This window comes from Nonomuraea sp. NPDC049784 (genome assembly GCF_040659615.1).
In the GTDB taxonomy this organism is placed as follows: Bacteria; Actinomycetota; Actinomycetes; order Streptosporangiales; family Streptosporangiaceae; genus Nonomuraea.
This window is the reverse complement of sequence record NZ_JBFAMX010000335.1, coordinates 1-10,835: the sequence shown is the minus strand read 5'-3', so window position 1 is coordinate 10,835 and position 10,835 is coordinate 1. Positions and strand designations below refer to the sequence as shown.

At 68.5% G+C, this 10,835-nt stretch carries 8 protein-coding genes; 5 read left to right on the top strand and 3 right to left on the bottom strand.

Annotated elements, in window-relative coordinates:
- Positions 1-152: 152 nt before the first annotated feature.
- Positions 153-2,294 carry a prolyl oligopeptidase family serine peptidase gene (locus AB0J09_RS41475; protein WP_360703670.1) on the bottom strand — a complete coding sequence of 714 codons (2,142 nt, stop codon included), beginning with the start codon at positions 2,292-2,294 and terminating at the stop codon, positions 153-155.
- A 326-nt stretch (positions 2,295-2,620) separates the two neighbouring features.
- Positions 2,621-4,432 (bottom strand): sugar-binding domain-containing protein, encoded by a 1,812-nt coding sequence (locus AB0J09_RS41470; RefSeq protein ID WP_360703667.1) that lies wholly within the window; start codon positions 4,430-4,432, stop codon positions 2,621-2,623.
- A gap of 145 nt (positions 4,433-4,577) precedes the next feature.
- Between AB0J09_RS41470 and AB0J09_RS41465 the strand changes: the two genes are divergently transcribed.
- Genes AB0J09_RS41465 through AB0J09_RS41445 form a run of 5 tightly spaced genes read left to right on the top strand, consistent with a single transcriptional unit; the run spans position 4,578 to position 9,592 of the window.
- Positions 4,578-5,891: an extracellular solute-binding protein gene (locus AB0J09_RS41465; RefSeq protein WP_360703664.1), complete on the top strand. Its 1,314-nt coding sequence runs from the start codon at positions 4,578-4,580 to the stop codon at positions 5,889-5,891.
- A complete protein-coding gene (locus AB0J09_RS41460) occupies positions 5,888-6,808 on the top strand; it encodes a sugar ABC transporter permease (protein ID WP_360703661.1) in 921 nt (306 codons plus the stop codon). The genes AB0J09_RS41465 and AB0J09_RS41460 overlap by 4 nt, the downstream gene beginning before the upstream one ends.
- Complete coding sequence (locus AB0J09_RS41455; protein WP_360703659.1) at positions 6,805-7,626, top strand: carbohydrate ABC transporter permease; 822 nt, start codon at positions 6,805-6,807, stop codon at positions 7,624-7,626. The genes AB0J09_RS41460 and AB0J09_RS41455 overlap by 4 nt, the downstream gene beginning before the upstream one ends.
- The gene (locus AB0J09_RS41450; RefSeq protein WP_360703656.1) at positions 7,623-8,618 is read left to right on the top strand and encodes an alcohol dehydrogenase catalytic domain-containing protein; all 996 of its coding nucleotides are present in this window, start codon (positions 7,623-7,625) and stop codon (positions 8,616-8,618) included. Before AB0J09_RS41455 ends, AB0J09_RS41450 begins: the two co-directional genes overlap by 4 nt.
- Complete coding sequence (locus tag AB0J09_RS41445; RefSeq protein WP_360703654.1) at positions 8,615-9,592, top strand: Gfo/Idh/MocA family oxidoreductase; 978 nt, start codon at positions 8,615-8,617, stop codon at positions 9,590-9,592. Before AB0J09_RS41450 ends, AB0J09_RS41445 begins: the two co-directional genes overlap by 4 nt.
- Here AB0J09_RS41445 and AB0J09_RS41440 read toward each other — a convergent pair.
- A complete protein-coding gene (locus AB0J09_RS41440; RefSeq protein ID WP_360703673.1) occupies positions 9,586-10,575 on the bottom strand; it encodes a LacI family DNA-binding transcriptional regulator in 990 nt (329 codons plus the stop codon). The two genes, AB0J09_RS41445 and AB0J09_RS41440, sit on opposite strands and share 7 nt — an antisense overlap.
- Positions 10,576-10,835 lie beyond the last annotated feature (260 nt).

Here is a 10,835-nt window from a genome sequence, read left to right as displayed (position 1 = left end):
CTCGGCCCCAGGCGCGTCCCGAGGGGCAGGACAGCGCGCCGTTGTACCGCCGCCTGGAGACCTCGCCTACCGGGACGACGGGGACGGGCCGGTGCACCTGGTCGGCCACGCACCCGCCGTCCGTAGATCCATCCTGATTCGGCCGGGTCCACTCACAAGGTGGGCACGGTCGGATATTTGTCAGCATCGTCCATCGGCAGTGGGTGCCGCGTCTCCAGCGAGAGGCCGGTGTATTTCCCGGCGAAGGCGAGGATGTCGGTAGCCAGAGCACGTTCTTTGCTCGCGCATGACCCGGCGTGGGCGCTGTCGGGTTCGCGGCGCATCAGAACGGGGCGATCGCCGCTGGTGGCGTGCTGGAGGGCCGCGCACATCTTGGTGACGTGGGCCTCACCGGTCTGCAGGTCGGTGACCGCGCCGGCGAGCAGGAAAGCGGGGTAGGCCGTTCCTGGAGTGACGTGATGGTAGGGAGAGTAGCCGAGCAGCCACTGGAGTTGCTCCGGCTGGGTGGCGGTGCCGAATTCCTCGGTCCAGGTGCCTCCAAGGCCGAAGCGCTCGTAGCGCACCATGTCGCACAGTGGGCCGTCGGCGATGACCGCGGCGTACAGATCCGGGCGCTGTGTGGCGGCGGCCGTGACCAGCAGCCCACCGCCGGAAATCCCATAGATCGCCAATTGGGCAGGGGTGGTGTGGCCGGTGCGGACGAGCCAGCTCGCGGCGTCGTTGAAGTCGCTGATCGACTGGTGCTTGCGCGGCCCGCGGCCGGCGTCGTGCCAGTGCTGGCCTTCTTCGCCGCCGCCGCGCACGCAGGCGACCGCGAAGATTCCGCCGGCGTGGACCCATGCGGCCGCCATCGGAGAGAACAGCGGGCGCATCGTCAGGCCGAAGCTGCCGTAGCCGTACAGGAGAGTGGGGCGAGGGCCGTCAAGCTCCTCAGACGGCGTGAACAGGAACAGTGTGATCTCGGTGCCGTCGCCGGCCGGATAACGAACGGTGCGGCCGCTGATGGTCGAGTCGGGCTTGCGTGCCGTACTGGTGGATTCGGGTTCCACCTCCCCCGTGGCGGCGTGGTAGCGGTAGACGGCCGCGGGTGTGGCGGCGTCGCAGTAGCTGAACCACAGGTGACGTCCGTGAGGGATCTCGGTCTGCAGGGATGTCGCCACACCTACGCCGGGCAGGGGCACGGTGGTGAGTGGCCGGCCGCTGGCCAGGTCGTGCGCCGTCAGTGTGGACACGCCGTGGCGGGCGCGCGCCACCAGCAGCAAAGGACGCGGCAGCGTTGGATCGTCCAGGATCAGACAGTCGTCCAAAGGGGCCTGGGCGTCTTCGGGTACCAGTGTGCGCCATGCCGACGGGTCGGCGTGGTGCCTGGGCGCCGTGCAGATGCGGCCACATGGCGCCTGGTAATCGGTGACCAGCAGCAGGTTGCCGTCAGGCAGGAAACGCGGCAGGACGTTGGCACGTATGGAACGTCCATCCACTGTCTTTACGAAGCGAAGAGCCTGCGGGTCGGTCAGCTCGGCGATCCACACGTCATTGCAGGGAGCGGGCCCGTCCGCCACCGTCATCGCGAGGTAACGGCCGTCGGCGCTGACGATGATCCCGTAGTAGCAGTCGGGGGCATCGGCGCCGCCGAACACCACGGGGTCGGCCTCGGGTGGGGAACCGATCCGGTGCAGCCGGACGCGACGGTGCAACCGCTGGTCTCCTGGAGCCAATTCCTCAGTGGGGACTCGGTTGACGTAGTAGAAGGCGTCTCCGCCCGGCAGCCAGGCGAGCGAGGTGTTGCGCGCGCGGGGCAGGGGGCCGTCCGTCACCTCGCCAGTACGGACATCCAGTACCACGATGTCACTGGCAGGCTGCTCGGCGACCTCCATTTGAACCGCTACCCGTTCGCCCTCACGTGACGGCCACCAGGCGTGCAGCCGCGTCTGGCGGGATGGATCCAGCTCGACCGGATCCACCAGCACGCGCCTGTCGCTCGTGCCGTCCACCACAACCAGACGGCGTTGTTCGTCGTCACGCAGTTGCTCGGCGATGAACATGAGCGATCCACGCACCATCGGCGGATCGAACACCCCGAAGGTGGACAACTCCTCGATCATGGCCCGCCAGTTGCCGGTGTCGGGCCATCCATCACGATGCGCGGCGAACAACTCGTCCTGCTGTGCCGCCCACGCCCGTACACGTGCGTCATCGCCGGCTTCCAGCCAGCGATAAGGGTCAGAAATCGTAAAGCCGCATAGATTTTCCACCGCGCCGTCGCGCTGAGCCTTGGGATAAATTGGCAGTGCCATGGAGAAAGGCCTCCTCAGCGACCGTCGTCCGGCTTGCCATTCTTGAATGCTGCGGTCGAAATACGACCGCAGCACCCGTGTCGATTAACCCCGCTCGCCGAGGATGATGGCCTCATACCAGCGGCGCACCACCGTACGCGGAGCCGGCCGGTACAGTTCCTGCGGAAGGAATGCGTACACGATTTCCCCCTGGATCTGCTCGGGTGGATTTGTCCTTTCATGCGCCATTATGCCCTGCCCTCGGCCCGCTCACCTATTGGCGGTACAAAGTCCCTCCCTTTGATATCTTGCTGAGCGCTTGATATCTTGCGGGCCTTGCGCCGGGCTTAGCTCGACCGTTCGGAGGCGGCCGGCCGCGACTGGACCGCGCGGACGCGCTCGACGTCCAGCTTGGTCGTCCGGTCGAAGCGGTAGACGCCGTTCTCCTCCTGGAACACGTCGGTCAGCTGCGTGTAGCAGTAGCCGAACATGTCCGGGTCGTCCAGCAACGTCTCGGTCAGGCCGGCGAAGCGGATATGGAACTCCTCCTCACTCCTGACGCGCTGGCCGTAGCCCCAGGAGCTCCCGCGGTCCGCGTCCTGCTCGGTCCCGGCGAGTTCGGGGTTCCACCAGATGCCGCCGTACTCGCTGACGAAGTACGGCTGGCCGCGGTAGGGGACGGAGATGGGCCGCTCGGGCCCGCCGTTGACGAAGGGCTCGTCCTTGCCCAGGCCGCTCAGCTGGCCGGCGAATGCGGTGGGCTCCTGCTCGTAGTTGTGCGAGTCGTAGATGTCCGTCTCCGGCACGCGGTGGCTGTAGCCGGAGGCGTCAATGACGGGGCGGGTGGGGTCGGCGAGCTTCGTGGCCAGGAACATGCCGCGGGTGACGTCGTCAAGCTCGGTGACGTGGTCGTGGATCGCCTGGTGGGTCTCGTTGAGCGGGCACCAGCCGATGATCGACGGGTGCGAGACGTCCCGTTCCAGGACCTCCAGCCACTGCGTGACGAAGGAGGCGGTCGGTTGCTGCTCGTGCCCGGTGGAGGCGCCCCAGTCGCCGAACTCGCCCCACACCAGGTAGCCCAGGCGATCGGCGTGGTAGAGGAAGCGCTCCTCGAACACCTTCTGGTGCAGGCGCGCGCCGTTGAAGCCCGCGGCCACCGACAACTCGATGTCCCGCAGCAGCGCGGCGTCGGTGGGCGCGGTCATGAGGCCGTCCGGGTAGTAGCCCTGGTCCAGCACGAGCCGCTGGAAGACGGGACGGCCGTTGATGAGCACGCGCTTGCCGTCGATCGCGATCGAGCGCAACCCGGCGTAACTGTCCACGGCGTCCGCGACGGCGCCCCCGGCGTCGAGCAGCTCGATCCTGACGTCGTAGAGAAAGCCGTCGCCCGGCTCCCACAGGCGTACCCGGTCCGCCGGGAGCTCCAGGCGTACGGAGGGGGCGAGGTCCGCATCGGCGCGGGCGGTCGCGGTGGCGACGACGCCGTCCCCGTCGGAGACGGTCACGCGGACCGACCCGCCGGGGCGGTTGCCGGACAGGGGGACGACGACGGTGAAGGAGGAGGTCGCGACGTCAGGCGTGATGCGTGGGCGGCGCAGGTGCACGTCAGGGACCGGCTCCAGCCACACCGTCTGCCAGATCCCCGTCGTACGGGTGTAGAGGCACTCGTAGTTCTGGTACCTGGTGGACTGCTTGCCACGCGCCTGAGGCCCGTGCCGGGGGTCGCGGGCGCGTACCACGATCGTGGCGTCCTCACCTGGGCGTGCCACGGCCGACAGGTCGGCCGTGAACGGGGAGAATCCGCCGCGATGGCGGGCCACCTCGATGCCGTTCACCCACACCGTGGCGTCGTGGTCGACGGCGCCGAAGTGCAGCAGCGTCCGGCGGCCCGCCCACGCGGCCGGGATCGTCACGGTGCGGCGGTACCACACCGCTTCCATGAAGTCGGTGTGCCCGAGGCCGGACAGCTCCGACTCCGGTGCGAAGGGCACGGTGATCGCCCCAGAGAGCTCGCGTTCGCGCAGGCCACGCTCCAGGCCGGAGTCTCCGGCGTCGATCTCGAACTGCCACGGCCCGTTGAGGGTGAGCCAGTCCTGGCGGACCATCTGCGGGCGGGGATATTCCGGACGGGGGACGTCGTGGGGGGCGGAACTCGGCATATGACAACCTTCGGAAATCGCAGATATGGAGTAAGTCAAGACCTTTTGCTACGTAGCAGAGTGTGCCACACTCCCTCCAATCGGAGTCAACATCCGGCTACCCCCCGTTGTGAGGGCCTGCCGGAACCTCTGCGAGGAACCACGTATGAGCAAGTGGCCCACTTCCCGGCCCTCCCGCCGCAAGGTGCTGCAAGTCGCGGGACTCTCCGCCCTGCTGGCCGGCTGCGGCACGGGGCCCGTCAGCCGAGGTACGCAGGAGATCGCGTTCTGGCATCTCCTCACCGGCGGCGACGGCGAGCGCATGAACGAGATCGTGACCAAGGCCGACGCGGACATGCCCCACGCCCGCATCAAACAGGTCGTCCTGGCGTGGGGCGCCCCCTACTACACCAAGCTCGCGATGTCGGCGGCCGGCGGCCGCGCCCCCGATCTCGGCATCGCGCACATGTCCCGCCTGGCCGGGTACGCCCCGGGCGGCCTGCTCGATCCCTGGGACCTCGACCGGCTCGCCCGCTACGGGGTCGGGCAGTCGACGTTCACGGCCCCGGCCTGGAAGAGCTCGATCGTCAACGGCAAGGTCTACGCCCTGGCCCTCGACTCGCACGCATTCGTCACGTTCTTCAACACCGAGCTGGCCCAGAAGGCCGGACTGCTCGACTCCGGCGGGCAGTTGCCCCAGGTCAAGAGCCTGGACGATATGAAACGCCTCGGCAGGGAGTTCAAGAAGGTCACCGGCAAGCAGTACGGTCTCGCGTACGGCTTCCTCGGCGACGGCGCCCAGCTGTGGCGCCTGTTCTGGACCTTCTACGGCCAGCACGGCGCCACGTTCGACCTGGCGGGCGACAGGTTCGTCTATGACGCCGAGGCGTTCGGCGAGTCGGTCGAGACGATGCGCCGCCTGGTCGACGGCGAGGTCGCCTCCACCAGCGCCGAGTACGCCACGGCCTCCTCGGCGTTCCTCAACGGCGACGTCGGCCTGGTCTTCTCGGGCGTCTGGGAGCTCCCGCAGTACCAGGACGCGAAGCTGCCCCTGGGCGCCATGCCGATCCCGAACATGTTCGGCACGGGCACCGACGCGACCTGGGGTGACTCGCACACGTTCGTCCTGCCCCACCAGTCGAACCCGGACGAGGCGCGGCGCGAGCTTGCCTATGAGGCGGTCTCGAAGATCCTCAAGGGCTCGTTGCCCTGGGGCCGGGCCGGCCACACCCCCGCCTACCAGCCCGTCGTCAACACCCCGGAGTTCAGGGCACTGCGGCCGAACAACGACTACGCGGTCACGGCGACATACCTCCACTACGATCCGCCGTCCTCGTTCACCGGTTCCGGCTCGAACTTCATGACCCAGTTCGGCAGCGTGATCCAGAACGCGCTGATCGGCCAGTCCTCGGTCAAGGACGCGGTCGCCGACTTCGCCGAGCGCGTCAATGTCCTCATGTCCAAGGCGGTGAAGCGATGACATCGGCCACCCTCGCGAAGGGCGCCGTGACTCAGGCACCCACGATCCGGTCACGGGTGCGCAGGAGCCGGATCGGGTTCCTCTACGTGCTGCCGTTCTTCGTGTCCTTCGCGCTCTTCCTCCTCTGGCCCACGGTCTACGGGCTCTGGATGAGCCTCACCGACCGCGACCTGGCGGCCGGCGCCGAACCGAAGATGGTCGGACTCGCCAACTACGCCGAGGCCCTCACCGACCCGATGGTGTGGACGACGTTCGGCAACACAGTGCTGTTCACCGTGCTCACCACCATCCCGCTGGTCGTGCTTGCCCTCGTGGCGGCGTTGCTGGTCAACATGGGGTTGCCGGGGCAGTGGGTCTGGCGCATGTCGTTCTTCCTGCCGTACCTGCTCGCCTCGACCGTGGTCAGCCTGTTCTGGAAGTGGCTCTACAACCCCGAACTCGGGCTGATCAACGCCGTACTCGGCGCCTTCGGGGCCGAGGGCCAGAAATGGTTGCAGGACCCGGACTTCGCCATGGCGGCGATCGCGGTCACCACCACGTGGTGGACGCTCGGGTTCAACTTCCTGCTCTATCTGGCCGCGCTGCAGAACATCCCCGGCACGGTCTACGAGGCCGCCTCCATCGACGGGGCGGGCAAGTGGCGGCAGCTGTTCTCGATCACGCTGCCGCTGCTGCGGAACACCACCGTGCTCATCCTCGTCCTGCAGATCCTGGCTTCGCTCAAGGTGTTCGACCAGATCTACCAGATGACGGCCGGCGGCCCCGACGACTCCACCCGCTCGATCCTGATGTACGTCTTCGACACCGGCTTCACGGGCTACCGGCTCGGCTACGCCTCGGCGATCTCGTACGTCTTCTTCGCCATCATCCTGGTCCTGTCGCTGCTGCAGCTGAGGTTCGCCCGGAGGTCGTCATGAAGCCCGCCAGAGTCGTCGCGTTCGCGGTGCTGGCCCTGTTCAGCCTCCTGATGCTGGCGCCGTTCCTGTGGGCGGTGAACACCTCGCTCAAATCCGAGGCCGACGCCAGCGCGTCCCCCGTGACGATCCTGCCCAAAGGCGGGTACACCTGGGAGATCTACGCGCGCATCTTCCAGATGGGCGACATCCCCACCTGGATGGTCAACAGCCTCATCGTGGCGGCCGGCGTCACGATCCTCACGCTGGTGGTCTCCACGCTGGCGGGCTACGCGTTCTCGCGGCTGGACTTCACCGGGCGCAAGCCGCTCCTGGCCCTCACGGTCGCCTCGATCATGATCCCCGGGACGATCTTCATCGTGCCGCTCTTCGACGAGATGCTCGCCTTCGACATGGTCGACACCTATTGGGGGATGATCCTTCCCCAGGTGGTCGCGCCTGTGATGGTGTTCATCCTGAAGCGGTTCTTCGACAGCATCCCCCGCGAGCTCGAGGACGCCGCGCGGGTGGACGGGGCGGGGTCGTTCCTCATCTTCCTGCGGATCGTGCTGCCGCTGTCGCGGCCGATCATCGCGGCGGTGGCGATCTTCACGTTCGTGGGCGCGTGGAACAACTTCCTGTGGCCGTACATCGTGACCAACGACCCCGATCTCATGACCCTGCCCGTCGGGCTGCAGACCGTCATGACCGGGTTCGGCGTCGTCTTCGCCCAGAACATGGCGAGCGCCATCCTGGCCGCACTGCCCCTGATCGTCGTTTTCCTGTTCTTCCAGCGGCAGATCATCAAGGGCATCGCCACCACCGGGCTCGGTGGTCAGTGACCACGGCTCCGTTTCTCGTCGGCGAGGGACGGGTGGAGCACCGTTCCCACACCTATGCCGAGCCCGGTCCCGGGCAGTTGCTCGTACGGCCGCGCGCCAACGCTCTGTGCGGCAGCGACCACGGCCTCTTCCGCGACGGAAGCCGGGTCGTCGCGGGCCACGAGGCCGCGGGCATGGTCGTCGCCGCGGGTCCGGACACCGCCACGCCGGTGGGGACCCGCGGGGTGATCTATCTCATGGCCTACTGCGGCCGGTGTCGCAGCTGCCGCGCGGGCGCGACCAACCTCTGCCTGGACAAGGCCGGCGACATGGGCTTCAACCGTGACGGCGGCCTCGGCCCGCTGGAGGTCGTCGAGGAGCGGATGTTCTTCCCGATCGGGGACGACCTCTCCTTTCCCCTGGCCACGATGCTCCTGGACGTCATGGGTACCAGTGGCGCCGCGCTCAACAGGGCGCTGAGCGTCCGCCCCGACATCGAGTCGCTCCTGATCACGGGCGCGGGCCCGGTCGGCGTCGGGATACTGGCCACCGCCCGCCTCAGCCTGGGCGGGGACGTGCCGATCTACATCAGCGACGTCTCCGAATGGCGGCTGTCCTTCGCCGAGTCGCTCGGCGGCATCCCCGTCCACGCCGGTTCCGTCGCCGGCGTGCCGGAGGTGGACGCCGCGGTGGACGCCGCGGGCCGTACCACGGCCCGGCGCTCCGCCCTGGACAGGCTCTCCAAGAGGGGCGTCCTGGTCTGCGTTGGGCACGGGGAACAGCTGCCGCTGGATGTCTCGCCCGACCTCATCTCCTCCGGACGCGCGGTGCTGGGCAGCGAATACTTCCCGTACGCGGATTTCCCGGCCAACCTGGAGCTCCTGCGGCGGAACGCCGGCTACCTCGGCCGGATCGTGACGCACACCTTCGACGTCAGCGAGACGGCGCTCGCGTTCGAGACGTTCCTGTCCGGCAAGTCCGGCAAAGTGGTCGTCACGCAGGAGGACGGATGAGCGCGCCCGCCCGCGTGGCCATCGTCGGCGCGGGGCAGTGGGGCGAGCAGCACGCCCGCGCCTTCTCCAGCCGGGCCGACTCGCGCGTCGTGGGGGTGTTCTCCCGTGACCTCGCCCGCGCGGAGCGGCGCGCGGCGCGCTGGTCCACCCAGGCGTACGACGACGTCGGGCGCATGATTGACGAGACCGGGCCCGACCTGATCAGCGTCTGCCTGCCCAACACCGAGCATTACGCGCCCACGCTGGAGCTCATCGCGCGCGGCATCCCGCTCCTGGTGGAGAAACCGCTGGTCTTCCACCTGGACGAGGCCGACAGGCTGCTCGATGAGGCCCGTGCGCGCGAGCTGTTCTTCGCGATCAACTTCAACCACCGCTTCGCCGAGCCCGTCGTACGCGCCGAACGCGACATCGACGACGGCAGGCTGGGCGACCTGTCGTTCGCGACCTGGCGGTTCGGCGGCGAGGGCAGCTCCGCCCACCACCCGTACGCCAACCTCATCGAGACCCAGTGCCACGGCATCGACCTGCTGGAACACCTGCTGGGGCCGATCGACGCGGTCAGCGCCGAGATGACGAGGGGAGGTTCCACACTGGTCGTGGCCGCCCACTTCGCCTGCGGCGCGGTCGGCAGCCTCGTCGGCTCGTACGACTCCTCCTACGCCTACCCGCGCACCCACCACGTCGAGGTCAACGGGGACGCGGGGCGGCTGCTGATCGACGACACCACCAGGCGGTACGAGTTCTCCACCGCGGGCTCGGAGGCGCGCACGGTCTGGGAGGCCGGCTACTTCAACGACCGGGGGCGCTCGTTCCACGAGACGTTCGACGCGCACCTCGACGCGCTCATGCCCGCGCTGAGGGCCGGGGCCGCGCCGCCCGTGCACGCGGAGGCCGGACGAAGGGCGCTGCGGGTCGCGTACCGGATCATCGAGGCGTTCGAGACGGGACGCAGGGTCGCGGTCCCGCCTCACTGACTCGACTCGCGCACCTTCAGCTGAAAGTCCACCGTGATGTGCGGCTCGCGCCCGCTGGGCTTGCCGGTGATCTGCTCGTGGAGCATCGCGACGGCGTTCCTGGCCAGCGCCTCGACGTTCGGGGAGACGGAGGTCAGCGACGGCGTCGAGTAGCGTGTCTCCTCGACGTCGTCGAAGCCCACCAGCGCGACCTCCTGCGGCACCTGGACGCCCCGGTCGTGCAGCGCCCGCAGCGCGCCGAGGGCGAGGGAGTCGTTCATCGCGAAGATGGCGTCCGGCATCGGCCGGCCGGCGTCCATGTGCTCCTCGATCGCCCGCTGGCCGCCCGCACGGGTCCAGTCGGCCTCGACCAGCAGTGCCTCATCCGACGTCAGCCCCGCCTCCTCCAGCCCCTCGAGAAAGCCCCGCAATCGCAGCCGTGCTGTCAGACCTCCGTGGGGAACGTAGCCGAGCAGCATCAACCGTCGTCTGCCCGTGCCCACCAGATGGCGTACCGCCGCCAGGGAAGCCTCCCGGTTCGCCATGCCGACGTGCGGGACCTGACCCTCCAGCACCTGGTCGCCCACCAGCACGATCGGATAGTCCGCGCGGCAGCGCTCCCCGTCGTCCGGCCGCAGCGACATGGCCATCATGATCGCGCCATCGGTCAGCTGGTTACGGCCGCCCGTCAGGACCTTCAGCTCGCGTTCCCGTTCCTGGCCCGTCAGCTCGATCAGCACCGTGTATCCGAGCGCCTCGGCCTCGCGCACGACAATGCCCGCGAGGTCGGCGAAGATGCGCGCCCTGAAGTCGGGGACGACGAGCGCGATGAGCCCCGTACGGGCGGACCGGAGGCTCCGGGCGGCCGCGTTGGGGACGTATCCGAGTGCCGCCATGGCGTCGAGCACGCGCTGACGCGTCTCCGGGCGGACGTACTCGTAGTTGTTGACGACATTGGAGACCGTGCGCTGGGAGACGCCGGCGGCGCGGGCCACGTCGTGCATGCTCACGGCCATCAGCGCAACGCCTTACCCGGGGTCGGTCTCACGGCCTTCATCGTAGTGTTCGGAGCCGCCCGATCTCACCGGGATTTTCCGCGCCGGTCGGCGCTCAGGACGGCTGCTTGCCCGACCGCCACTCCGGTGCGAGCACCGACCAGACCTCTACATCGAGCCGCTTGCCCCGGTGCGGGTAGCTCTCCCGCAGCACGCCGTCCTTCGTCATCCCGAGCCGCCGGGCCACGGCTTTGCTGGCCTCGTTCGCC

Bases quoted from the DNA above. Each gene is read 5' to 3' on its own strand.
- AB0J09_RS41465 (WP_360703664.1), top strand. From the start codon at position 4,578: ATGAGCAAGTGGCCCACTTCCCGGCCCTCCCGCCGCAAGGTGCTGCAA.
- AB0J09_RS41455 (WP_360703659.1), top strand. From the start codon at position 6,805: ATGAAGCCCGCCAGAGTCGTCGCGTTCGCGGTGCTGGCCCTGTTCAGC.
- AB0J09_RS41445 (WP_360703654.1), top strand. From the start codon at position 8,615: ATGAGCGCGCCCGCCCGCGTGGCCATCGTCGGCGCGGGGCAGTGGGGC.
- AB0J09_RS41470 (WP_360703667.1), bottom strand. From the start codon at position 4,432: ATGCCGAGTTCCGCCCCCCACGACGTCCCCCGTCCGGAATATCCCCGC.
- AB0J09_RS41460 (WP_360703661.1), top strand. From the start codon at position 5,888: ATGACATCGGCCACCCTCGCGAAGGGCGCCGTGACTCAGGCACCCACG.
- AB0J09_RS41440 (WP_360703673.1), bottom strand. From the start codon at position 10,575: ATGCACGACGTGGCCCGCGCCGCCGGCGTCTCCCAGCGCACGGTCTCC.
- AB0J09_RS41475 (WP_360703670.1), bottom strand. From the start codon at position 2,294: ATGGCACTGCCAATTTATCCCAAGGCTCAGCGCGACGGCGCGGTGGAA.